Annotated in this window: 19 protein-coding genes; 3 read left to right on the top strand and 16 right to left on the bottom strand. The window is 55.8% G+C overall.

All coding sequences use genetic code 11. The features are described from left to right. Nucleotides 1-297: 297 nt before the first annotated feature. The 4 genes from GGR27_RS11470 to GGR27_RS11455 form a co-directional block, all read right to left on the bottom strand. On the bottom strand, nucleotides 298-3,402 hold the full coding sequence (locus GGR27_RS11470) for a WD40/YVTN/BNR-like repeat-containing protein (RefSeq protein WP_168037589.1): 3,105 nt from the start codon (nucleotides 3,400-3,402) through the stop codon (nucleotides 298-300). A 156-nt stretch (nucleotides 3,403-3,558) separates the two neighbouring features. Beyond that, entirely contained in the window at nucleotides 3,559-4,212 is a 654-nt protein-coding gene (locus GGR27_RS11465; RefSeq protein ID WP_168037588.1) for an ABC transporter ATP-binding protein, read from the bottom strand. 117 nt (nucleotides 4,213-4,329) lie between these two features. After that, a complete protein-coding gene (gene purU / locus GGR27_RS11460; RefSeq protein ID WP_168037587.1) occupies nucleotides 4,330-5,187 on the bottom strand; it encodes a formyltetrahydrofolate deformylase in 858 nt (285 codons plus the stop codon). Nucleotides 5,188-5,351: 164 nt separating this feature from the next. Further along, a complete protein-coding gene (locus GGR27_RS11455; RefSeq protein WP_168037586.1) occupies nucleotides 5,352-5,798 on the bottom strand; it encodes a ferritin-like domain-containing protein in 447 nt (148 codons plus the stop codon). Nucleotides 5,799-6,112: 314 nt separating this feature from the next. On the opposite strand from GGR27_RS11455, the gene GGR27_RS11450 reads away from it, so the two are divergent. Next, nucleotides 6,113-7,264, top strand: a complete 1,152-nt coding sequence (locus GGR27_RS11450) for a Gfo/Idh/MocA family protein (protein ID WP_245184617.1) — start codon at nucleotides 6,113-6,115, stop codon at nucleotides 7,262-7,264. 32 nt (nucleotides 7,265-7,296) lie between these two features. On the opposite strand, the gene GGR27_RS11445 is transcribed toward GGR27_RS11450, so the two are convergent. The 10 genes from GGR27_RS11445 to GGR27_RS11400 all read right to left on the bottom strand — a co-directional run bounded on the left by GGR27_RS11445 (nucleotide 7,297) and on the right by GGR27_RS11400 (nucleotide 15,265). Continuing rightward, nucleotides 7,297-7,686, bottom strand: coding sequence for an ankyrin repeat domain-containing protein (locus GGR27_RS11445; protein WP_168037585.1), 390 nt, complete (start codon nucleotides 7,684-7,686; stop codon nucleotides 7,297-7,299). Nucleotides 7,687-7,726: 40 nt separating this feature from the next. Further along, entirely contained in the window at nucleotides 7,727-8,548 is an 822-nt protein-coding gene (locus GGR27_RS11440; RefSeq protein ID WP_168037584.1) for an SH3 domain-containing protein, read from the bottom strand. A 131-nt stretch (nucleotides 8,549-8,679) separates the two neighbouring features. Beyond that, nucleotides 8,680-9,570, bottom strand: a complete 891-nt coding sequence (gene atpG / locus GGR27_RS11435; protein WP_168037583.1) for an ATP synthase F1 subunit gamma — start codon at nucleotides 9,568-9,570, stop codon at nucleotides 8,680-8,682. Nucleotides 9,571-9,685: 115 nt separating this feature from the next. Continuing rightward, nucleotides 9,686-11,269: a F0F1 ATP synthase subunit alpha gene (atpA, locus tag GGR27_RS11430; protein ID WP_168037582.1), complete on the bottom strand. Its 1,584-nt coding sequence runs from the start codon at nucleotides 11,267-11,269 to the stop codon at nucleotides 9,686-9,688. A gap of 68 nt (nucleotides 11,270-11,337) precedes the next feature. After that, entirely contained in the window at nucleotides 11,338-11,877 is a 540-nt protein-coding gene (atpH, locus tag GGR27_RS11425) for an ATP synthase F1 subunit delta (RefSeq protein ID WP_168037581.1), read from the bottom strand. A gap of 8 nt (nucleotides 11,878-11,885) precedes the next feature. Next, a complete protein-coding gene (gene atpF, locus GGR27_RS11420; protein ID WP_168037580.1) occupies nucleotides 11,886-12,398 on the bottom strand; it encodes a F0F1 ATP synthase subunit B in 513 nt (170 codons plus the stop codon). 115 nt (nucleotides 12,399-12,513) lie between these two features. Further along, complete coding sequence (gene atpE, locus GGR27_RS11415; protein ID WP_168037579.1) at nucleotides 12,514-12,711, bottom strand: ATP synthase F0 subunit C; 198 nt, start codon at nucleotides 12,709-12,711, stop codon at nucleotides 12,514-12,516. Nucleotides 12,712-12,744: 33 nt separating this feature from the next. Beyond that, nucleotides 12,745-14,049, bottom strand: a complete 1,305-nt coding sequence (atpB, locus tag GGR27_RS11410) for a F0F1 ATP synthase subunit A (protein WP_168037578.1) — start codon at nucleotides 14,047-14,049, stop codon at nucleotides 12,745-12,747. 133 nt (nucleotides 14,050-14,182) lie between these two features. Continuing rightward, nucleotides 14,183-14,428 (bottom strand): hypothetical protein, encoded by a 246-nt coding sequence (locus GGR27_RS11405; RefSeq protein WP_168037577.1) that lies wholly within the window; start codon nucleotides 14,426-14,428, stop codon nucleotides 14,183-14,185. A 99-nt stretch (nucleotides 14,429-14,527) separates the two neighbouring features. Next, nucleotides 14,528-15,265: a hypothetical protein gene (locus tag GGR27_RS11400; RefSeq protein ID WP_168037576.1), complete on the bottom strand. Its 738-nt coding sequence runs from the start codon at nucleotides 15,263-15,265 to the stop codon at nucleotides 14,528-14,530. A gap of 180 nt (nucleotides 15,266-15,445) precedes the next feature. Between GGR27_RS11400 and prfA the strand changes: the two genes are divergently transcribed. Together prfA and GGR27_RS11390 are read left to right on the top strand one after the other, a co-directional pair. Further along, nucleotides 15,446-16,516, top strand: coding sequence for a peptide chain release factor 1 (prfA, locus tag GGR27_RS11395; RefSeq protein ID WP_168037575.1), 1,071 nt, complete (start codon nucleotides 15,446-15,448; stop codon nucleotides 16,514-16,516). A gap of 257 nt (nucleotides 16,517-16,773) precedes the next feature. Further along, on the top strand, nucleotides 16,774-18,627 hold the full coding sequence (locus tag GGR27_RS11390; RefSeq protein ID WP_168037574.1) for a sodium:solute symporter family protein: 1,854 nt from the start codon (nucleotides 16,774-16,776) through the stop codon (nucleotides 18,625-18,627). 309 nt (nucleotides 18,628-18,936) lie between these two features. Here the strand turns inward: GGR27_RS11390 and treF are convergent, their stop codons facing one another. Continuing rightward, nucleotides 18,937-20,589 carry an alpha,alpha-trehalase TreF gene (treF, locus tag GGR27_RS11385; protein ID WP_168037573.1) on the bottom strand — a complete coding sequence of 551 codons (1,653 nt, stop codon included), beginning with the start codon at nucleotides 20,587-20,589 and terminating at the stop codon, nucleotides 18,937-18,939. A gap of 167 nt (nucleotides 20,590-20,756) precedes the next feature. Then, complete coding sequence (locus GGR27_RS11380; protein WP_168037572.1) at nucleotides 20,757-23,153, bottom strand: T9SS type A sorting domain-containing protein; 2,397 nt, start codon at nucleotides 23,151-23,153, stop codon at nucleotides 20,757-20,759. Between the last annotated feature and the right edge of the window lie 178 nt (nucleotides 23,154-23,331).

Here is a 23,331-nt window from a genome sequence, read left to right as displayed (position 1 = left end):
TGAAGATTTTGCTGACGAAAATCAGCGCAAAAGTGGCCAAAACGAGACCGGAAGGCAAAGCCCCAACATGCTCTTACTGAAAGTAGCAATCCTTCTATCCTCAAATCTAGCTAAAAGTTATATTAGAAAGAAAAATCATGTAATATTTATCAGTCTTGATGTGGCTAGGTATCCCGAGGTAATACTTAAAATACGGATATCCCAACTATACCTTTCCGTTAAAATCCGCGAAAATTAATCTATAATCACTCCCCGAAAAGCTAAATCACTTACTAACGCTATTCTCCAAGAGATTTCTCACTTACGAGCATCCCCCTCCCCCACCGGAACCGCAATGACCTGCACGCCCTCCGCCAGAATCATGCGATTATAAGCCGGCACCCGGTCTAACACCACGGCCCGATATTTGTCCAGCTCCGCGTCGATTGCCGCCGTCATTTCCGCCTTGACCGCGTACGAAGAAGCCGTGGGCTTGAACGTGCCGATTCCCGCCAGGCTATTCAGGTGCGCTAGCTTGTTCGTTAGGCGAATCGGGTAGTTCAGTGGGTCCTGTCCGGACTGGTTCTTAGTCTGGTAGAGCGTTTCTTCCACGCCGGTCAGGGACTTGATGATGGAATCACCGTACATCTTCAGTTCCGGAGAAGCATTTTCCGGCAAACGATCCTGGAACGACTTGATTTGTTCCCGCACCTTGCGTAGATCGAGGATCGTCTGGTGGGCTTCACTGACCTTGTCCTGCACGTCCTTCATGAAGTTGAACTGAGCCAACTGATCGTCTTCGCTGGCCGTCACGCGCGGATCGGCCTTCACGACAAACTTCCGGCTCTGCTGGTCACCTTCCGTACCGAAATAAACGGTGTAAATACTCGGCATTGCCAGTGGACCACCCGTCCCGGCCCACCACAAAATCATGCCCGGGACCTTGGTGCCGAGCGGATATTGCAAATCCCAGTTGATCGTCTGCCCACCGGGCTCGAGCTCCAGCTTATTATCGTCATCCTTCGTGGTCCACTCCCGGATCACTTCTGCGTCCTTTTCGATGCGAAGAAAATACTCGTTCGTATCCTGCGCAACTTCCTCACTCAGCCAGAGATGAAAGTTTACGCCCCCCGGGTGATTCTGACCTTCCGTCCGACTTTCGCGCGTGGAGCCGTCCATTCGCCAGGCTGACGCCGGGGCGAAGAGGTGGTACGTCTGATCGTCGGCCACGTCCTTCAGCTGGGTCAACACGGTCAGGTCGTCCAGGATCCAGAAACTCCGACCCTGGGTGGCAATGATGAGATTATCGTCCTTGATCGTCAAATCGGTGATCGGCACGATCGGTAGGTTTTGCTGAAAGCTTTCCCAGCTCCTCCCAGTATCGTAACTCACGTAAAGCCCTTTTTCGGTACCGGCAAACAGGATATTAGGCGATTTGCGGTACTGGCGCACAACGCGGGTGAATTCATCGCGGGGGATGCCGGCGTCGATGCGCGACCAGGATTTGCCGTAGTCAGCCGTCCGGAAAAGGTAGGGGGTGTAATCGCCGGACTTGTAGGACGTTCCCGCAAGGAAGGCCCCACCATCCTGGCTGTCATCTACGTCGATCGAGTTCCACATGATGTATTTCGGGGCGTTCGGGGGCGTTACGTCGTCCCAGTCGTCCTGCCCGTCAGCTTTTACGTGTACCAGGCCATCATCACTCGCCGCCCACATCAGCCCCGCCTCGCGGTGGCTTTCAGTAGCAGCGAAGATGGTTGCGTAGTATTCTACGGAAGTATTGTCTTTAGTGATCGGCCCGCCGGAGGGGCCAAGTTTTTCCGCCTCGTTGCGCGTCAGGTCGGGACTGATGATTTCCCAGGTTTCGCCGTCGTCGGTGCTGCGGTGAACGTGCTGGCTAGTGGTGTATAGGGTTTCGCCGTCCGTACCGAAGAAGATCGGGAAGTTCCACTGGAAGCGGTACTTCATGCCCTCCGCGCCGTGGCCCATCGGATTGTCGGGCCAGACGTTGATGGCACGCACTTGGCCAGTTTCGTGGTCGTAGCGGGTAAAGAAACCGTCGTAGCTACCGCCGTAAACGATGTCGGCGTTGTTGGGGTCGGGCGCGATGTGGGCACTCTCGCCACCGGCGGTGCTTTCCCAGTCGGATTCACCAATCGTGCCGCCATCCGTGCGGTGGGGTATGCGGACGGTAGAATTATCCTGCTGCGCGCCGTAGATGCGGTACGGGAAGTGATTGTCGGTCGTCACCCGGTAGAACTGGGCGGTCGGCTGATTTTCGTAGGTCGACCAGTTGTCGCCCCGGTCGAATGATACTTGCGCGCCGCCGTCGTCGCCGATGATCATCCGCTCCGGGTCCTCAGGGGCGATCCAGAGATCGTGGTGGTCGCCGTGGGGGGCGCGGCTGGATTCAAAAGTCTTGCCACCATCGAGACTGTGATGGTAATTGACGTTCATCACGTACACGCCGTCGACGTCAACGGGGTCGGCGTAAATGCGGGTGTAGTACCAGGCGCGCTGGCGCAGGGAGCGTTCCTCGCTCCGCTTCTCCCAAGTTTTGCCGCCGTCGTTACTGACGAACACGCCACCGTTTTCGTTTTCGATCAGGGCGTAAATACGCTCTCCGTCGACGGGGCTGATGGCCACGGCGTTGATACCCCAGATACCTTTTGGCAATCCTTTATTGGTCGAAATATCCTTCCAGGTATCACCGCCGTCAACGCTCTTCCAGAGGCCGCTGCCTTCGCCTCCGGATTCAAGGCTGTAGGGCGTCCGACGAATTTTCCAGGTGCTGGCGAACATGACCCGGGGGTTGGCGGCGTCGATCGAAAGATCTACGGCACCCGCGGCCGCGCTTGGAAACAACACGCGTTCCCAGTTTTTACCACCGTCTTTGCTGCGGTACACGCCCCGTTCTTCTGAGTCCTTGTACAGATCACCCATCACGGCGGCGTAAACCAGGTTCGGATCATTTTTATCCACGCGGATACGCCCGATGTGCCGGCTATTTTCGAGGCCCACTTGTTGCCAGGTCTTGCCGGCGTCGATGGATTTCCACACGCCGTAGCCGTAGCTGACGTTACCCCGCACGGTTTTTTCACCACCGCCGACGTAGAGCACGTTCGGATTACTTTCGGCTACCGCAATTGCACCGATGGAGCCGCCGAAGAAGCCGTCGGAAACGTTGACCCAGGTCTGGCCGCCGTCCTTGGTCTTCCAGACGCCGCCGCCCGCCGCACCAAAGTAGTACAGGTTCGGTTGGCCCGCCACGCCCGTCACGGCGCAGGAGCGGCCACCGCGGAAGGGGCCGATGTTGCGGAATTCGAGGGAGGAAGTGAGGCTTAGGTCCGCATCGCTTTCCTGGGCGCGGACGCCGGTACACAGCAAACTCGTGAAAGCAAGGAAAATTAGTAGGTGGCGCATGGTTAACTGGTTGGAATGGGACCAAGATAAGCAGGCTGACGTACAGTTCACCAAGTCATCAAGTATGTATTTGCCCAACAAGCTCTGATTTCTTACCGAGTTCTCTGCACCCGCTCCGCTAGCTATCGTGGCGCATCCTTCATCTACGCTCCTACCCTACCCCACCAAAATCCCGTCCAACATCTCCAACCGCCGGTCACTAATCCCCGCCAACTCCTCGTTGTGCGTAACGATGATGAACGACTGCCCGAAGTCGTCCCGCAACTGGAACAACAGCGCGTGCAACTCCTGCGAACTCACCGAATCCAGGTTCCCGCTCGGCTCGTCCGCGTAGACGATGGCCGGTGAGTTGATGAGGGCGCGGGCGACGGCGACGCGTTGCTGCTCGCCACCACTCAACTGGTTGGGTTTGTGGTCCATCCGTTCGGTAAGGCCCAGGTAGCTGAGTAGTTCTTTGGCGCGTTTTTGGGCGGCGGCCTCGTCCGTCCCGGCGATGTAAGCGGGAAGGCAGATGTTCTCCAGCGCCGTGAATTCGGGTAGCAAATGATGAAACTGAAAGACGAACCCGATTTGCTTGTTCCGGAAGGCGGACAAAGCTTTTTCCGATAATTTGAACACGTCCTGCCCCCCGATCTCCAGTATCCCGCTGTCCGGTCGGTCGAGCGTACCGAGGATGTGGAGCAAGGTAGATTTCCCCGCGCCGGATTTACCCACGATACTCACGATTTCCCCTTTACCAACCGTCAGGTCGACGCCCTTTAAAACTTGGAGGGTACCGTATCTTTTCTGTACGCGGGTGGCCTGTAGCATAAGTTGGTAATAATTAAGGTTGAGGGCCTGTAGCCCGACCCCAATAACTATCGGGGAACAGCTGCGGCGCTACCGCATGGCCGTTCGGGCAGGATGCCCTCAACCTTTGGGTCCAGATCAATTAAAGATAATAGTTCGATTTCCGAACGGTAAAATGCGGTGTTGTAGTTGAAAATAGATGGCTTTACTCAGGACGCGCTTTTCCACGTCGCGGCCAATCCGCTTGAGGTCGTTCACCCCGTCGCGGTGGCTCACGTGGGCTACGTCCTGGGCAATAATCGGCCCCTCGTCGAGATCAGCCGTAACGTAGTGGCTCGTCGCGCCGATGATCTTAACGCCGCGGTTGAACGCATTATGGTAGGGGCGGGCACCCTTAAAGGCGGGCAAAAAGGAATGATGGATGTTGATGATGCGGTTCTCGTAGCGGCGGCAAAAATCGTCGGAAAGGATTTGCATGTAGCGAGCCAGGACGATCACGTCGACCCTCAGTTCTTCGAAAAACATGGCCGTTTTCTCCTCCTGAACGACTTTATTCTCCTTCGTGATCGGACAGTAATGAAACGGAATATCGAAACGCTGGGCTACGCCGCGCAGGCTTTCGTGATTACTCACGATGGCGGGGATCTCACAGTCGAATTCTCCAATCGCGTAGCGCTGCAAAATATCGTAGAGGCAGTGACTGGCTTTGCTCACGAAGATCGCCATCCGTGGCTTCGTTTCGCTGAATTCGAGTTGCCAGTGCATCCCGTACGCATCACCGATCAGGGTTGCGAAATACTCGCTGATCTTACCGCGCGGGATGGTAAACTCGCCGAGCTCCCACTCGATCCGCATGAAGAAGTGCCCCAGGTCGTTGTCGACGTGCTGATCCAGGTTGAGGATATTCCCCCGGTTTTTGTGGACGAACTCGGTGACGAGCGCCACCAGGCCAGGCTGGTCAGGACAATGAATGAGGAGGATGGCACAGTCTGGCACGTAACGTAAAATGATTTGAGTGTGCGAAGATACACTAGACCAGGAAGTCAATATCGGATGGACGTAACTGAATAATCTCCGTATGTACGCAAAAACAGAAAAGCCTCCCGCCAAATGAATGGCGAAAGGCTTTTCGTAAGGGATCTTATGTGATCGAAGGCAGCTTAGGCTACTTTCTTCATCTTGCGCATCTCGTTCAGTGCGGTTTGAATCTTATCGCGCTGTGCGGTGATCGTCGTGCGGGCGGCGGCGGGAAGATCGTTGTGGGCCAGTACTTCGGAGTAGCTTTCGAGGGCACTTTCTTCACCACGAACTACTTCGGCAAGAACGGCGGCGTCATCGTTTCCGACAACGGCGGTTTTCAGGTCGATCCAGATGCGATGCGCACCGGCGGCCAGGCTAGAACCTTTGTCCACTTTACCTCCGAGCACGTCAAAAAAGGGCTTGAGTTCGTGACCGAAGTCGTAACGCTGCTGCGCGAGGCTACGGAAGCGGGTTTTAAGGGCTACATTTTCCACGTCGGTGGCGGCTTCTTTGTAGCCTTCCTCTCCGTCGTAAAGGGTAGTAATTAGTTTGTTTAGAGCGTCTACTTGCTTGCTGTTGGTACTCATAATATTGTTGTTGTGGGTTTGATAGTTAACTTCGAAAGAAAAATCTCTCGACAAAATGACTCATTCATCCTGTGCTAATAGAGCGCAGAAACACGCGGAATTGTTCGTCAAAAGTCAATGTTTCCCGTCCATTAGCTCACTAAAAGAGTAAGAATAACTTTCGGAATCGTTTTTTGCCTGCTTCGATTACCCCCGTGTGCCAGGGCGCGGACGCGGGTGCAGGGAAAATTCGCAGGCCGGGGTTCTGCGTCGCGTTAGCCCTGACTACCGGCAATGTTGTATTATCGCATTCAGATAACGCAAGCAAAAAGATTATGTCCAGAAAAATAAGAATGGGAATGGTGGGCGGAGGCCGGGGCGCTTTCATTGGCGGCGTTCACCGCATTGCCGCCGCCATCGACCAGCAAATTGAGTTGGTTTGCGGCGCTTTCAGCTCCAACCCGGAAAAGAGCCGGCTCTCGGGAAAAGACTTTTTTCTGCCCAGCGACCGCGTGTACGGTAGCTACGAGGAGATGATGACCAAGGAAAAAGCACTCCCGGAAGGCGAGCGGATGGATTTCGTGTCCATCGTTACCCCCAACCACGTACATTTCGGCCCCGCCAAGTTGGCCCTCGAGAACGGTTTTCACGTCGTCTGTGATAAGCCCGTCACCTTCAGCGTCGACGAAGCTCGCATCCTCAAGAAGTTGGTCGACGAAACCGGCCTAATCTTCGCCCTGACCCACAATTACACCGGCTACCCCATGGTCAAGCAAGCCCGCGCCATGATCGCCGGGGGTGAGATTGGTAAAATCCGGAAAGTCGCCGTGGAGTACTCACAGGGATGGCTGGCTACCAAAGTCGAGGACAGTGACCAGAAGCAAGCTTCCTGGCGGACCGACCCCGCCAAGTCCGGCATGGGCGGTGCGATGGGCGACATCGGCACCCACGCCGAAAACCTAGCCGAATACGTCACCGGCCTCAAAATCACCGAAGTCTGCGCGGAACTAACTTCCTTCGTACCGGGCCGCCGGCTGGACGACGACGCCAACATTCTACTTCGTTTCGAAAAAGGCGCGCGGGGCGTCCTGCACTGTAGCCAGATTGCCGTCGGTGAGGAAAACAGCCTTAACATCCGCATCTGGGGCGAGACGGGTGGCCTGGAATGGCACCAGATGGAACCCAATACGCTACTCGTCAAATCTCTGGAAGACCCTACCGTTCGCTACCGCACCGGCGTCGGCCAACTCTCCCCCGTCGCCCAGGCGGCTCAGCGCATCCCCGCCGGCCACCCCGAGGGTTACCTGGAAGCCTTTGCTAACATCTACAAAAACTTTGCCTCCTGCGTCCGCGCCAGATTGGAAGAAACGGAACCCGACGAACTCAGGAGAGATTTTCCCTCCATCGACGATGGCTTGCGGGGGATGATCTTCGTAGAGAAAGTAGTGGAAAACTCTAAAGGTGAGGTGAAGTGGACTAAACTGTAGCAGGTGTCTGACGAGGCACGGTGGCCTGGCCCCTACTTCGCGCCCTGCTCAAGCAAAAAAGTCACGACCGCCTTGTGATTCCCCATCCGCGCAAAGCTCAGCGCCGACCCGCCCTGAGCGTTGGTGGCGTTCACCTTTGCCCCCGCTTTAATCAGATACTGGATTACGGGAAGGTGACCTTTGAAGGCAGCGCCCATCAGGGCCGTCCCCCCACCGGTATCGGCGTTCGGGTCCGCGCCGGCGGCCACGAGGGCTTGCGTAACGGCTAAGTCATCGACGTACGTAGCCAGCACGACCGGGAGGAAACCCCGCCCGTCCGGCTGGTTGGCGAGCGCGGGATTAGCGGCGATGATGCGAGCGACGAGAGCGGAATCACCGGCGCGAATGGCCGCGAATAATTGATCGGTAGTTGGGAGGGACATACGCTTATTTTCGAGGATTTTCAACACCGCGACGGGCCGTTTAGATGTCAATGTCGATCGTTTCCCCCGGTGCGTATCGCTTGCTCGTCCATGCGCCCCGCACCATTTCCGGACGCCCGGAGAGTTGTTGGTAAGGTTTAGGGCTTTGCTGGCGGCGGGTGTGAACCATCGGCTCGGAGCCGGTGTAGTCAATCACTTCCTCGAATAACTCGAGCGCGGAATTACTGAATTCAAAGTGGCGAGCCCGTAGCGTGTCGCCCTTGGCGTTCATCAGCACGTGGTCGGTGAAAAGACCGTATTCCCCTTCGGCGCTCGTGACGGTCATTACCTGTCCGTCGCCCCGGTACGTGGTGGTGGAGCGTTCGTAATCCCCGCCGTCTTCCCCCACGGCTTCCGCCGCTTCCCAGCGGCTGAGGTTGAATTGTCCGAGGTAAGGATAATTGAAATCAGTCGCGGTAAAGTTGCGATTGCCCTTCGACTCGCCTTCGGCTTTAATGGCACCACCGAAGACCCACCCGGTTTGGCCCGCTTCCGTTTTGATCTCGTACCAAGGCTCCCGGTAGAGTACGCCACGCAACACGACGGCGTCCGACTCCGCTGATTTCTGACCGGTGAGGGTCAGCTCGTCCGTGGTGCTGAGTTGGGTGAGGATTTCCGAACCCGTACGGGGTTCTTTGCGCAGGTTCAGGCCGTCGACCCAGGCGCGGCGGTCGTTTCCGTAAGTGGGCTTGGGCGCGGTCGCGGGTGCCGGGGTGGTGGGTGAGACGGAGGCAGCTACTTCGTCCGGGGATTCAGCATTATCGGCATCGCCGCAAGCAGCAATAAGTAACGAAAAGATAAATAGGGGAAGTAGTCGGTTCATGTACGGAGCAGGCTTGCAAGAAGAAGTAGCGGCCAATAAACGAAGAAACCGCAAATAAAATGGTTCGGTAATTTAAAAAGCCCCGAGCCTTTACGGACCGGGGCTTCAGTATTTTTGTCGCTAAGCAAAAATCAATCGTCCTCCAGCGCGGCGGCACCACCGACAATCTCGAGAATCTCCTTCGTAATTGCTTCTTGGCGCGCTTTATTGTAGGTGATCTTGAGGTCCTTCAGGAGTTCCTGAGCGTTCTCCGTGGCCTTATCCATTGCCGTCATCCGGGCACCGTGCTCGGAAGCGTTGGTGTCCAGCAAAAAGGATTGGAACCGCGTCTTGAGGATCGTGGGAACCAGTTCCGCAAGCAGCACTTCTTTGGTGGGCTCAAAAATGTAGTCGGCGTTACTGGTTGGCCCCGCTTCGTTGGCAATCGAAGTCACCGGTAGAAACTGAACGGCGTTTGCGAACTGAACCGCCGCGTTCTTGAACTGTGCGTAGGCTACGTGGACGCTATCGTATGCTTCCCCCTTGAAGCGGTTCATGATCAATTCGGGAACGTCCTTTGTATTGTCGAAAGAAAGGTCCTGAAAGAGCTCCTGAAACTGGCGATCAATCGTAAAGCGGCTGTTCTTACCGTAGTTCCGACCGAAAAACTCCCGGCCCTTCTTACCGATGCAAATTACGTCGATGTGGCTGGCTTCGGCTAATTCGTCTTCGATGACCCGCACGGCCGCCTTCACTACGTTTGTATTGAATGCGCCGGCCAAACCACGGCTCGAAGTCACAACAACTACGCAGGCGTTCGTGATGGGCCGGACAACGTTGAAGCTCGTCGACGCATCACCTTCTAAATTGGAGAGAATATTCGTCAACATCTCGTTCAGCTTCTCCGCGTAGGGCCGCATTTCGTTGATGCGCTGCGCGGCCCGGCTCATCTTCGCCGCCGACACCATCTTCATCGCGGAAGTGATCTGCTGCGTGTTCTTTACCGATCCGATCCGTTCGCGGACTTCCTTTAAGTTAGCCATTTCTTTTAATTTTGGACGCTTCGCTTTTGGGTCAACTTCACTCTTTTGGGCACCATGCTTTAATTTAAAGCATTAGCACGAAGGGCGGAAGCCATCTAAAAGTGCAGCCTCTAATCTACGCGAATTGTGGTACTAACTGCTCCGCAAGTTGATCCAGCTTAGCGAGGTCGGCCTTGTCGAACTTCTTGTTCCGGAAGTTTTCCAGTACGTCGGGGAGTTGGCGCTCGGTTTCGCTCAGGAACAGTGCTTCGAACTCTTTGATCTTGTTGACGGGTACGTCCTTCATCCGGTTGTTCGTGCCGAGGTGAATGATGGCGACCTGCTTCTCCACCGCGACGGGTGAGTACTGGGGCTGCTTCAACATCTCCACGTTACGCTTACCTTTTTCGAGGATGTTCTGTGTGGAAGCATCGAGGTCGGAACCGAACTTAGCGAAGGCCTCCAGCTCTCGGTAGGAAGCCTGGTCGAGCTTCAGGGTACCGGATACTTTCTTCATCGGCTTGATCTGCGCCGAACCACCCACGCGGGAAACGGAGATACCTACGTCGATCGCGGGGCGGATACCGTTGTTGAACAGGGTCGAAGTCAGGAATATCTGACCGTCGGTGATGGAGATCACGTTGGTCGGGATGTAGGCGGATACGTCACCGGCCTGGGTCTCGATGATCGGCAGGGCCGTCAGGGAACCACCACCCTTTACGATGCCGGCATTTTTGAGGCTGGGGGGAAGGTCGTTCATTTCCCGGGCCAGCTTATCATCGTTGATCACCTTGGCGGCGCGTTCGAGGAGGCGGCTGTGGAGGTAGAATACGTCACCGGGGTAAGCTTCACGTCCTGGAGGGCGGCGGAGTAGGAGGGATACTTCGCGGTAAGCGACGGCCTGCTTAGAAAGATCATCGTAAATGATCAATGCTGGACGGCCCGTATCGCGGAAGAACTCACCGATGGCGGCACCGGCGAAGGGGGCGTAGAATTGGAGTGGAGCGGGGTCGGCGGCGGAAGAAGCGACGATGGTAGAATAGGCCATGGCACCATTCTCTTCCAGCGTCTTGGCGATCTGCGCTACGGTAGAGTTCTTCTGGCCACAAGCGACGTAGATACAGTAAACCGGCTCACCGCGGTCGTAGAATTCCCGCTGGTTCAGGATCGTATCGATGGCGATGGCGGACTTGCCCGTCTGGCGGTCACCAATGATCAATTCCCGCTGACCACGGCCGATGGGGATCATCGCGTCGATGGCTTTGATGCCGGTCTGAAGTGGCTCGGTTACCGGCTGGCGGTAGATAACACCGGGGGCTTTACGCTCCAGCGGCATTTCGTAGGTCGTCCCGGTAATAGGGCCTTTACCGTCGAGCGGTTGACCGAGGGCATCGACTACGCGGCCGATCATGCCTTCACCGACGTTAATGCTGGCGATTCGCCCGGTCCGTGAAACACGGCTACCTTCTTGGATACCGACGGATGTTCCCATCAGTACGACACCGACGTTGTCTTCTTCGAGGTTCAGTACGATCGCTTCCGTGCCGTTGCCGAACGTAACGAGCTCACCCGCCTGGGCGTTCTCGAGGCCGTAAACGCGGGCAATACCGTCACCCACTTGGAGGACGGTACCGTATTCTTCCAACTCAGCCGCCGTGTTGGCGCCGCTGAGTTGTGCTTTGATGATACCGCTAATTTCGTCGGGCTTAATTCCAGCCATGGTTGCTATGCTTTAAAATACTTGCGATTTATTGAGAGTGGTAATTGACCCGCTGGCCATTTACGCACTTAAGCGATCTCCTTGCGAAGTTCGCTCAGTTTGTGTGCGACGCTGGCGTCGTACACCTGTCCGCCGAACTCCAGAATGAACCCACCGATGATGGAGGGGTCGATGCTGGTTTCGATGTCGACGGTAGTTTCCGTCTTACCACCGGCAATCAGTTGTTTCTTGATGTCATCCAGTTCCGTAGCGGAAAGTGCAATGGCACTCGTTACTTTGACGGTACTGATGTTATTGAGCTTCTTATACTGCTTAATAAAAGCTTTGAGGATACCGATCAGGTCAGGCTCCCGGCCTTTAGTAATCAGGACATCTACGAAAACTTTTGTCAGTGGTGTGACGCCAACCTTATCCAGCAACTCGCTGAAGATAGCCTTCTTCTTACTCGGGTTGATGATGGGGCTAGCCAGCAAGTTCGCGACGTCGCGGTTACCGGTTAGGGACAACAGATCATCGACGTCACCCTTGATGACATCGAGTTGCGCTCGCTCCACGGCGAGGTCCAGCAAGGACTTGGCGTACCGGTCGGCTACTCTTTGATTGGTCATGGGGTGGTCTAGTTAAGGTTTTTCACCAATTCGTTGACGAGGGTCGTCTGGCTGATGTCGCTCTTGAGGTCTTTACGCAAGACTTTCTCCGCAACGTCGATGGCCATGTTACCGACTTCCCGCTTGAGGTCGACCATGGCTTGGTCGCGCATGTTGGCGATGTCGCGCTGGGCGTCGGCGCTCACTTTTTGGGCGGCGGCCTTGGCTTCGTCGATGGCTTCGGCGCGGCGCTGCTTGGCGTAGGCTTCTGCATCAGAAACGATGCGGATGCTCTCTTCACGCGCCTCAGCTAGCAGTTTGGTATTGTCCTCCTTCAGCTGGGCCATCTGCGCCTGAACGCGCTTGGCTTCGTCGATGCTATTTTGGATGCCGGTCTCCCGTACGCTCAGCGCGTTTTGAATGGGCTTGAAGGCGGTAGCACCGAGGATACCCCAAACGAGCAGAAAGATTACGACCGTCCAGAAGAGGAGGCCGATTTCTGGCCGAATAACGCTAAAGTCGACGAGGAAAAAATTAATCATTGTTGATACTTGTGGGTGTACGATTCACCTGGGTAAAATTGAAATAAGCCGGGGCCGCCGCCAATCGCGGTTCGGCCACCGGCTATCTTTCGATTGCAGTGCAGTCGGCCTTGTCTTAGCTGCTAGCCAAAAGACCTACTACAATGGCGAAGAGGGCGGCGCCCTCAATCAGTGCGGCCGTAATAATCATGGCCGTACGAATGTCGCCTGATGCTTCTGGCTGACGGGCGATAGACTCAGTAGCCTTGCTACCAATCATACCGACTCCAATACCTGCACCGAGTGCTGCAATACCTGCTCCTATAGCTCCCATAGTTATGGAATTTAAAAGGTGAAAAGAAAATTCTTAGTTGTGGGCTACCGCTTCCGCGTAAGCACCACCGTGTTTGTGTTCTACCGCGTGGTCTTCATCGTGGTGATCGTGCTCTTCCACCGCCGCGCCGATGTAGCTGGCGGCTAGCATGGCAAAAATAAAAGCCTGGAGGAAGGCAACTAACAGTTCAATGAGGTTCATGAATGCCGTAAACGCCCCGCCAACGATTGCACCAACCGTAGCGCCGCCAATGCTCTCGCCACTGTCACCAAAGACAAAAATTAAGCCGATGAGCGAGAGAATGATGATGTGGCCCGCCGTAATATTAGCGAACAAGCGAATCATCAGGGAGAAAGGCTTAATAAATAAACCAAGTATCTCCACTACCGCCAAAATTGGCTTGATGAAAACAGGTACGCCGGGCATCCAGAAGACATGCTGCCAGTAATCTTTTTTACCATTCAGGTTGGTAACGATAAAAACCACGACTGCTAAGCCCATGGTTACTGCTAGGTTTCCAGTTATGTTTGCGCTACCAGGAAAAATGGGAATCAAGCCAAGCAAATTACAAAACAGAATGAAGAAGAAAATCGTCATAATGAATGGCAAAAACCGTGCATAGTGCTGTTCCCCAATCATCGGCCGTGCGACTTCATCGCGGATGAAAAGGAAGACGGGCTCCATAAAGCCTTGGAAACCTGTTGGGGCCTGCCCATCTCTCTTCTTGTATGCACCCGCCACGATGGTAAAGACAATGATTAGCAATAGTGCCGCTAACATCATCGCAAAGACATTCTTCGTGATACTGAAATCGTAGAAGCTAGTAATGCCTCCGCCCAACAAACCACCATCGGCCGCCGAAGCGCGGTCCAGCTGGTAGTACTTCCCATCGTGGAGCAAAAAATCTGCTTCGTTTAGTTCTTCTTTGGAAATTTCGTCAGTCTCTTCGCCGACAATCGGGCCACCGTCAACTTTGTACTTATAAGTATCGATCGCGTGGGCATCTTTGATGATGACGTGGCCTTGGGGAAAGGACTCGTCCGCAACCCGGTTGATACGGCCGTGATTCATCAAGTAGCCTTTGACGGCGTGGTGGCCGTGGTCGAACATGCTACTCATGCCGAACGTCCAGCCGTGGCCGGGGGCAAAAAGGATAACTGGAAGGGGAATGTTGACGCCGTGCACGATCTCGAACTCGTTACCATCGGCAATGTGGTGCATGATGGTTTCGACGGGATCGTACTTCTCAACCTCCGCACCCTCGCCGCCACTGGCGAAGAGCGTACCGAAAGACAGCGTAAAGACCAGCAAAAGGAACAGGCGCGAAGTCAGCTTCATAGAGGTTGGCGTTATGGGGCTTTCCCAATTCAGCCGCAAAAGTACGGCGAGCCTACACATTATACTAACTACGTTGCCGCTTTTTACTTTCTACCGGAACTTAAAATCCACGTGGTAATGATCGTCGTGAAGATTATCTACCAGCGGCGGCAGCGCGCGAGCGAAGTAGACCCCCGCGTTTCTTTAGCTTGCGGCCGGAAGGGGTGGCGAATAATTCGTCCTTCAGGGCGATCTTCAAAATTACCTTCTGTACGGCCAGCCCGTTCGCCCGGGCCGCATCGTCGAGGGCCAGGAGGTGGCGGACCGTGATTTCGAAGTCGATCGCGACTTTTTCTGACCACTTACCCTGCTCGTCGAAGGTCAGTAGGTAGTGCCACACGCCGAGACGGTCTAGCCAGCGGTGTTGAGGGTTGGCCTAATTAACTCTGCTTTTCCCCTTTCCTTGCACCCGCGTCCGCGCCACTTAATTCAAATGGTTTTAAAAATTGGTGCCGCCATATACGTAGCTTTCAAAAACCTCCGCAACCGAAATGCCGAACAGGACGGGGACCAGCATCGATAGTAAGAAAATCAGCAGCCCTATACCGCCAGCTAAAATCCACCGCACCAAAATCGGTTGGTATAGCGCTGGGAGTAAGAATCTATCTAACGCAGATTTAGCCGGGATCGGACGCGAATGGCTGCCCTTAACGCCAATGTAATCCAACACCTCGGTCTCGGCAAATTCGTTACGGCCTTTCGAGTCAGCCAGAACCAAAGAGATTTGGCGGTTGCGCTTTGCTATGCCCAAAATGAAGAGCAGCGCGATGGGACCGTTCACCACGATCAATAAATCTTCGCTCTTCCATACGATACCCATTAGTGCATTTAATATGACGCCAACCGCCATCGCACCCATTAGTAAAATTTCGGTGGAAACATTGCCGGGCTTCGTCAGGCTCGTGGAATAAAAATAAGCGAAGACAACCAGTATTACAGTTACCGACCAACTAATAACTACCGCGGTAGGAATTCCTTGCGATACGCTTTCCGCGAAAAAGGAATAGCCAACAAGTGGGATGAATACCAGAGTACAGATGTCCGCAACAACGAGCAGGCTGGCCAGGCAACCATCGGGCTTATTTTTAGCACCTACTCTGAACGTATGGAATAGGAGTTGAATTGGTGGAAAAATGATACCGACAATTAACGGTATAATAAGTAGCATGAAACCCATCGGTGGCCTAGTTTCCTCAAAGATAGACCCTTTACTTTGAATTTCAAAGTAATTACGCGCGGTCGCGGGTGCCAAGTTGTACTACCGGAAGCAGGAGTTGAGAATGTGGGCCACAAACTCCCTGCTCCGTACCCTCCTATTTCTCCGTAACTTCGCCGCCCCGAAAATCCCCCCCGCCCCGTGATCGACCAGCTAGCCGCCATCTACATCCGTTTCAAGAACCTCGAAGAACAACTCGGCAACCCCGAGATCATCACCGACACCAACCGCTTCACGAAGGTGAACAAGGAATACGGCAAGCTGAAGCCCATCGCGGATACGTACCTGGTGTATAAGGACTTGCTCGACAACATCGAGATGTCGGAAGAAATGCGCAAGGACCCCGACCCGGAGATGCGGGAGATGGCGCAGATGGAGTACGATGACTTGCGGGAGAAGAAAGAGACGATGGACGAGGACATTAAGGTGATGCTCATCCCCAAAGACCCCGAAGACGAGCGGGACATCATCATGGAAATCCGTTCTGGCGCGGGCGGCGACGAGGCGGCGATCTTTGCCGGCGACCTGTTCGACATGTACAAACGCTACTGCGAGGGGCGGGGCTGGAAGATTGAGATGGTCGACGAAAACGAAGGCACCTCGGGCGGCTACTCTAAGCTCGTTTTTGAAGTACAGGGCGACGACGTGTACTCCAGCCTGAAGTTTGAATCGGGCGTGCACCGCGTCCAGCGCGTGCCCCGCACGGAAAGCCAGGGCCGCGTCCACACTTCCGCCGCGACGGTTGCCGTATTGGCCAAGATGGAAGAGGAAGACATCAACATCAACAAGTCGGAAATCAAGATCGACACCTTCCGGGCCTCCGGTGCCGGTGGCCAGCACGTCAACAAGACGGAATCCGCCATCCGCATCACCCACCTGCCGACCGGCATCGTTTCCGAGAGTCAGGACGGACGGAGCCAGCACAAAAATAAGGAGATCGCCATGGCACAACTCTACCGCCGGATCAAAGACGCCGCCGACAGCGCCGCCGCCGCCGAGCAATCAGCCAACCGGAAGTCGCTCGTCGGCTCCGGCGACCGCTCCGAAAAGATTCGCACCTATAATTATCCGCAGAACCGAGTGACGGACCACCGGATTAACCTGACGCTGCACAGCTTGGACAAGATCGTCGCGGGGGGCTTGGACCCGGTTATCGAAGGATTACAGGTGGCGGAGAATGCTACTAAGTTGCAGGAGGGGGCGGGGGTTTAGGGGGATTAGGCGGTAGTTTTTTAGGCGGTAGGCGGTAGGCGGTAGGCGGTAGGCGGTAGGCGGTAGGCGGTAGGCGGTAGGCGGTAGGCGGTAGGCGGTAGAAATTATTAGTTTTAGATTTAATGTGGGTACTAGATATTTGCTGGTTGTAATACTTACTAATCTCTAGCGATGCAAATTTCGCGTAATCTTAATTCGCCGTAACCTACCGCCTACCGCCTAATTCTTCCTACCGCCTACCCTCCTAAAACTTCCACATGCAACTCAACACTCTCGACTGGAGCATCATCGCCGCCTTTTTCATCGTCTCGCTCGGTATTGGCTTGTACGCAAGTCGGAATTCCGGAGATTCGACGAAGGAGTTCTTCCTCTCCGGCCGGAACATGCCCTGGTGGCTGCTCGGCGTCTCGATGGTGGCCACGACTTTTTCGGCCGACACGCCCAACCTGGTAACGGACATCGTGCGCAACAACGGCGTGGCGGGCAACTGGGCCTGGTGGGCTTTTTTGTTGACGGGTATGCTGACGGTGTTCGTCTACGCGCGGCTCTGGCGGCGGTCGGGGGTGCTGACGGATCTTGAGTTTTACGAATTGCGGTACTCGGGGAAGCCCGCGCGGTTCTTGCGGCAATTTCGGGCGATCTACCTGGGGGTTTTCTTCAACGTGATGATCATGGCGACGGTGTGCCTGGCGGGGATCAAAATTGCGGGCGTATTGCTGGGGTTGAACGCGGTGACGACGGTGCTGATGGTGTCGGTCGTGACGGTCATCTACTCCGCCCTGGGTGGGTTTAAAGGCGTGGTGATTACGGATTTCGTCCAATTCACCTTCGCGATGATCGGCGCGGTTTGGGCGGCGGTCTACATCGTCGCGATGCCCGAGATCGGGGGGCTGGACGCACTCTTTGCGCATCCGGTCGTGAGCGGCAAGTTAGACATCATTCCAAAATTCGACGACCCGGCGGTGTACGTTCCCCTGCTCGTCGTGCCGCTGGCCGTGCAGTGGTGGAGTGTTTGGTACCCCGGCGCGGAGCCGGGTGGTGGCGGTTACGTAGCGCAGCGGATGCTGGCGGCGAAAAACGAGCGGCACGCGGTCGGGGCGACGTTACTGTTCAACGCTTTTCACTACGCGCTGCGCCCGTGGCCGTGGATCTTGATTGCGCTGGCTTCGATCGTGGTTTTCCCGGACATTGCTAGCTTACAAGCAGCTTTTCCGGATATCGACCCCGGTACGGTAAAGGACGACCTCGCCTACCCCGCGATGCTGAGCTACCTGCCGTCGGGTCTGCTGGGCCTGGTCATCGCTTCCCTGATCGCGGCGCTGATGTCGACGCTCTCGACGCACCTAAACTGGGGGTCCAGCTACATCGTCAATGACTGGTACCAGCGGTTCATTAAGCCGGAAGCGTCGGAAAAAGAACTGGTCAACGTAGGTCGTATTTCTACCGTCGTGCTGATGGTGTTGTCCGCCATTCTCGCGCTGGCCCTGTCGAACGCGCTGCAAGCCTTTAACATCCTGTTACAAATCGGTGCCGGGACGGGGTTGATCTTCATCCTGCGCTGGTTCTGGTGGCGGATCAACGCCTGGACGGAAGTTGCCGGTATGGCCGCTTCCTTCGTTATCGCACTCAGTTTCCTGTTCTACAAGATTTTTGCGCAACTGCCCACCCCGGATACCGACCCGAAAACGTTCTTCGCCGGTTGGGAACTAAGCCTCAGAAATAAGTTCGTCACCTCCCCCACCCTGCCCCACCTGGAGGGCTGGGAACAGCTACTGATTGGCGTTGGGCTGACAACGGTCATCTGGATCGCCGTCACTTTCCTCACCCGGCCGACGGACGCGGCTACGCTGCAAGAGTTCTACTTGAAAATTCACCCGGGCGGACCGGGCTGGGGGCCGGTAGCGGCCAGCATTCCGGCGGAGCGGACGGTTCCACTCAGTGAGCCACTGAGCTTACGGATTGCCGCGGTTTTTATCGGAGCGATTGCCATTTACTCGGTACTGTTTGCGACCGGATTTTACCTGTACGGCAACTTAACCGCGACCCTGATTTCGAGTATTTTCGCGGTGGGGGGAATTTTGTTCTTGTGGTATAATCGAGCGAAGCTTTGAGTGTCACTTGTCCGAAAAGACCATTTGAGCGCACCGTTGAATCCGTTATTAATTACGCAACCAATGGCACCCACCATAAAAAAGAATAGTGCCCCCAAACTGGGAGGCACTATTTGAAAGACACTTGAACAACACTTATTTCTGGTACGCACGTGGAGCTGCGGGAATTCATACTGATGCATTCTCCTAGCGCAATTGATACAAAGGTATGTATTTTGGATATACCCCGCTGCGTAGGAAATCATTTATTTGTAAAGTTCCGACATTACACGTGATGTCGCGTGTACTTTTAACCGATTGCGAATAGCATCACCGCGCCTCGTCCGCCATCTTCAGGTAAACGCCATTACTCCAACCAAAGCCATCCTGTACGGGATACTCACCGCCACCGGCTTCCAGCGTGATGTCTTCAACGTTGTATTTCTCGACTAACTTATTCACGTTTTCGTACACCCGCTCGTTATTTGCCATCCAACGGAGTCGAATCTGCTCGGCCGTGGTGTCCTCCCCGTAGTTCTTGAGACCCCGGTAGGTCATCCACTGCAGCGGTGCCCAGCCGTTCGGTGCGTCCCACTGCTGGTCGGTATCGACGAGGCTCGTCCGAACGCCCCCCGGGGCGAGAAACCGGTCGGCGATCAGTTCGCCTACGGAAGCCGCCGCCGCCTCCTCAGCCAGGCCGACAAAGAGCGGATACACACCCGCCAGGGTCAGGTAGCCCGTGAATTTGCTAGCGTCGTCCTCCTTGTTTATACCCTCCCCGGTGATGGCTGGCCAGTAGACATCCTGGTAAAACCCAGTCGTTTCATCGTACAGGTGCTCGTTGATCGCGCGCCGCCTTTGCTCGGCCTTCCCCGCGTACTCCGCATCCACATCCGTGCCCCGCTCCTCCAGTACTAATTCCAATTTATAGAGCAGGGAGTTCAGATCCGGTGGCAGGATATCCGTCGTCCGAATGGTACCGATCGTCTCGCCGTCGGCGAACCAGCGGGCGGAATAATCCCAGCCCGATTCGGCGCCGGAGCGCAGGTGGCGGGCCACCGTTTGGCTATCGCGACCACTTTCGCGGATCGTCAATACGTCTTCCCGGTAAGATTCGGCGCGGGGGCGGTCGCCGGCGGCGTAGTAGCGGTTGAGAATGCTCCCGTCGGGCAGGCGCACGACGTGGTTGTTTGCCGGGTTCACCTCCGTTAATTCCTCCAGGCCGTCCATCCAGTAAGCGTACTCCGCTGCTAGCTGGGGATAGAACTCGCGGTAGACTTGCGCTCCTTCAATTTCGGCGAGCACTTCCACCATGAAGACGAAAAAGGGCGGCTGGCTCCGCGTCAGGTAGTAAGTTCGATTACCGTTCGGCACGTGACCGACTTCATCGATCAGGTAAGCGAAATTCTCCACCATGGCCCGCACGAGCTCGTTTTTGCCCGCCGCCTGTAGCCCAAGGAGCGTGAAGTAGCTGTCCCAGTAGTAGATCTCCCGGAAGCGCCCGCCGGGGACGATGTAATCTTCCGGCAACGGAATCAAACTACCCGCGGCCCCCTCATCCGTACCGGCCCTGCGCGTCAGCACGGGCCAGAGCGTATTAATGTGCTCGGTAATGGTCCGGTTGCCGTCGCTGGCAAACCCACTTTCCGGCTGCACCGGGGGGGCGAAGTGCTGCTCCGTAAAGGCTTTCAAGTTGAAGCCGGGCTTGACTTTCTCCGTGGCGTAAGCGTCCATAATTTCCGCCGCATTCGCCTGCGGTGCCATGTCCACGAACGTTTTCCCGTCCGGGTAAACCTGTTCCATTTGTACGCGGCGGAAAAGCTCGCCAAACAGCTCGTCGGGGGCTTGGCGTTCGCGGGTTGAGGTGGGCGCGGTCCCGATAGCTATCGGGAGCGCAAGGGCGGGGGAAGTAGGAGCGGGGTCCGTCCGGCAACTCGCTAAACTTAGGACAAAGAGCAGTATAAATAAGGAAATCTTTGGCATGCGGCAAGTGCGTTTATCCGGCAATGTAACGCAAGTAGTCGGTTCGGGTACCATCTAGCGGCGTGGTGGATGGCCAATTAGGGCAATCGTAATTATCTCTAAATGTCCACGGGCCACTAAGTAATAACTTAGCGGCCCGTGGACAAGAGTAGATAAATAAGGTCGGTTTACTGCCGCACGAACCGGCGGGTCTCTACTTCCCCCCCAGCGGTGATGATCTGCAGGAAGTAAGCTCCGCGCGCTAAATCACCTACCTCCAGATCGGTACTGTTTTCGGAAATTCTACCGCTACTCAACTCCCGACCGGTCAGGCTCATGATCCGGTAATCGGCCTGGGTGCCGGAAAGACCCCGCACCTGAAGTACATCCGCGGTGGGGTTCGGAAACACCTTAATTGTACGTGCGTTTCGCTCCCCGATGGCGACCGTGTTACTGAAACTAAAGCGTCCGTCGTAGTCCGTCTGCCGCACCCGGTAGTACGTCGTACCCTCCGCAAAACTGAAATCTTCGTACGTCAGTTTGCGCTCGCCAGCCAGGTTACCATCGGCTGCAATCTTGTCCAGCTCCAAGTAATTGCTTCCGTCACGACTCGTTTCAACGGTAAAAAAATCACTGCTTACCTGATTGCTCACGGCCCATTCGAGCAAACGCCCCTTGGTGGTAGGCCGAACCGTTAAGGGGGTGGACCAGACGAGGGGGAATGCGGCACCTTCCAAGTCGGACGGTAGCGCGGTTCCTTCGCTCGGTGCGAAGGCTCCGGTCGGGTCGACGGCAATGAAGTCGTAAGTCGCGGCATACTCGGCGCTGCTACTGCGGCCGATGTCGACGTAGCGGCTCCCGGTCGCCCCGTCACTAGCGGCACTGGCAAAGACCGCGGTTGCTTCGTTCAGGTAGACGGTCGTGACCATCGGCGTTCCCCCGTCGCCGTTAGCAAAGTTCAGCCGAATGGTCTGGAACTCCTCACCGGCGAAGAAGTCGGTGGGAAAGTCGACCTCGGGGTCGCTGGCCGCCGTTTCGAACTTGAGCGAGTTGCGGTTGATCCGCACCTTCTGCCGCCAGCCGAGGCCGCGAAACTCTACGAACGTGATGTTATTCTCTCCGCTTACCGGGGCGACCCGTAGCACTACCGTTACTTCCTCGTCCGCCGACTGGCGGTAGCGCCACCGGTAATTGTTATCCCCATCGGTGCTGGGTCCGGATCGGTACTGGTAGGCATTATTCCCCTGGCCATCGACGGATACGACCCGGTTGACGGTCGCCTCGTCGTTAGATTGATCCTCGTAGAAACCACCGTTATCGGCATTGCTCTCCACGTTCGGCCGCGCGTGGCCCCGGGCGACTTCCCAGTTGCCATCATCAAAGCTGGCGAGGGTAGTAAATTGCTTGGTCGCGCCGCGCGGGCCGGCGCCGGCATCGTTCACGGCCGTTACCCGGTAGTAGTAGGTAGTCGCCTCGTTGAGGGTGGTAGGGTAGAAAAAACTATCGGTCACCGTAGTTACGTTACTATTTACCTGAGATAGCGAAGCACTAAACCCGACTTCATAACTCGTAGCGCCTTCCACCGCGGACCACGTAACGGGCATGGTTGCGGGGACGTTCTGCGAACCGTTCACGGGCAAAGTATTCTCAACGGCACCGGGTGCTTCTTCGTTGGGCGCTTCCACGACGATCGAGGGGCACAAGCCTTCCGGCGTTTCCGACGAGCAGAAACTGGCGAACTGGACGACTTCGTCCCGCAGGCTTGCGTCGCGCATCCGGTTGGGGACGGTGCCGGAAAGCCGCTTGCTCCGGTAGATACCCCATTTGGGCCGGTTGATTAATGTTGGATCTGTCGTACTGACCTCGCGCCAGAGATCTATGTTGGACCGGGAAAAATTTACGATGTTGACGCCGGAGGCTACGTCCGTAATCGTCAGTTCCAGGCTCCCGGTGTTGGAGTGGACCTGCATTAGGTAGACCTCTACCCATTTACCCCTAAAATTGCTCAGGGGAACGTCGTCGACAATTTTCATGTCCTCGCCACTGACATTGTTTGCATTGTAAACGAGCTCCATGTCGTTCGTCCGGGCGGTCAGGGTAAGGATGGGTAAGCTGGTTTCGTTACCACCCTCGGCCTTGTTCTGGAAGAGGTGCGTGAAGCTGCCCGTTCCGACGAAACCCGCGTCCAGTTTAAACTGCCAGCGGTAGTAGCTCGTCTCGCCGAAGGTATGCTCCAGCACAGGATCGGACTGGCCTTCGGGGCCACCTTTGATCTCGACGCGGACTCGGTCGATCTCGTTATTGCCGTTACGCAGGCAGCGGTCACTGTCCTCGTCGATGTGGCTGTAGAATTCGAACACGTCCGTGCCGGCGGGACCGAGGTCGGCGGCAAAGGTTTGCAAAATGTGGGGCCCAAAATCTTTGTGGTTACCCGCATCGGTGTCGGGGTTGTCGGCGCAGGCGGAACTACTATTATCCGGCCCTTCGATGCCTACGCCGGCCGCCGAGATGGTGGGGTAAGCACTCCCGGTAGAACCGGACGGGGTAAGGGTAACTTGGGCCAATAGGCCCGTAGCGGCTGCCATTCCCATAAAGAGAACATGCATCGTTTTCAAGTAATAATGCATCATAAAATACGGTTGGTTTGCAGATCGGTTTAATGACTGCTCCCAATATGCTTACGCCCGGTATGAATGCACGGCTACTTTTGGCGGGGGAAAGGTATGCTGGACTTTTCTACCCCTAATTCTGTACTTCTACGGC

The organism is Neolewinella antarctica (assembly GCF_011927835.1).
In the GTDB taxonomy this organism is placed as follows: Bacteria; Bacteroidota; Bacteroidia; order Chitinophagales; family Saprospiraceae; genus Neolewinella; species Neolewinella antarctica.
Note: the sequence above shows the minus strand (reverse complement) of the source record. Positions and strands in the feature narration are given on the sequence as shown.

What these genes read in the sequence shown, in the direction of transcription:
- GGR27_RS11465 (WP_168037588.1), bottom strand. Translation starts at nt 4,212, where the DNA reads ATGCTACAGGCCACCCGCGTACAGAAAAGATACGGTACCCTCCAAGTT.
- atpB (WP_168037578.1), bottom strand. Translation starts at nt 14,049, where the DNA reads ATGAAGCTGACTTCGCGCCTGTTCCTTTTGCTGGTCTTTACGCTGTCT.
- GGR27_RS11440 (WP_168037584.1), bottom strand. Translation starts at nt 8,548, where the DNA reads ATGAACCGACTACTTCCCCTATTTATCTTTTCGTTACTTATTGCTGCT.
- GGR27_RS11445 (WP_168037585.1), bottom strand. Translation starts at nt 7,686, where the DNA reads ATGTCCCTCCCAACTACCGATCAATTATTCGCGGCCATTCGCGCCGGT.
- atpE (WP_168037579.1), bottom strand. Translation starts at nt 12,711, where the DNA reads ATGGGAGCTATAGGAGCAGGTATTGCAGCACTCGGTGCAGGTATTGGA.
- atpH (WP_168037581.1), bottom strand. Translation starts at nt 11,877, where the DNA reads ATGACCAATCAAAGAGTAGCCGACCGGTACGCCAAGTCCTTGCTGGAC.
- treF (WP_168037573.1), bottom strand. Translation starts at nt 20,589, where the DNA reads ATGCCAAAGATTTCCTTATTTATACTGCTCTTTGTCCTAAGTTTAGCG.
- atpA (WP_168037582.1), bottom strand. Translation starts at nt 11,269, where the DNA reads ATGGCTGGAATTAAGCCCGACGAAATTAGCGGTATCATCAAAGCACAA.
- GGR27_RS11400 (WP_168037576.1), bottom strand. Translation starts at nt 15,265, where the DNA reads ATGGGTTTCATGCTACTTATTATACCGTTAATTGTCGGTATCATTTTT.
- GGR27_RS11450 (WP_245184617.1), top strand. Translation starts at nt 6,113, where the DNA reads ATGTCCAGAAAAATAAGAATGGGAATGGTGGGCGGAGGCCGGGGCGCT.
- GGR27_RS11380 (WP_168037572.1), bottom strand. Translation starts at nt 23,153, where the DNA reads ATGGCAGCCGCTACGGGCCTATTGGCCCAAGTTACCCTTACCCCGTCC.
- GGR27_RS11390 (WP_168037574.1), top strand. Translation starts at nt 16,774, where the DNA reads ATGCAACTCAACACTCTCGACTGGAGCATCATCGCCGCCTTTTTCATC.
- GGR27_RS11470 (WP_168037589.1), bottom strand. Translation starts at nt 3,402, where the DNA reads ATGCGCCACCTACTAATTTTCCTTGCTTTCACGAGTTTGCTGTGTACC.
- GGR27_RS11455 (WP_168037586.1), bottom strand. Translation starts at nt 5,798, where the DNA reads ATGAGTACCAACAGCAAGCAAGTAGACGCTCTAAACAAACTAATTACT.
- atpG (WP_168037583.1), bottom strand. Translation starts at nt 9,570, where the DNA reads ATGGCTAACTTAAAGGAAGTCCGCGAACGGATCGGATCGGTAAAGAAC.
- atpF (WP_168037580.1), bottom strand. Translation starts at nt 12,398, where the DNA reads ATGATTAATTTTTTCCTCGTCGACTTTAGCGTTATTCGGCCAGAAATC.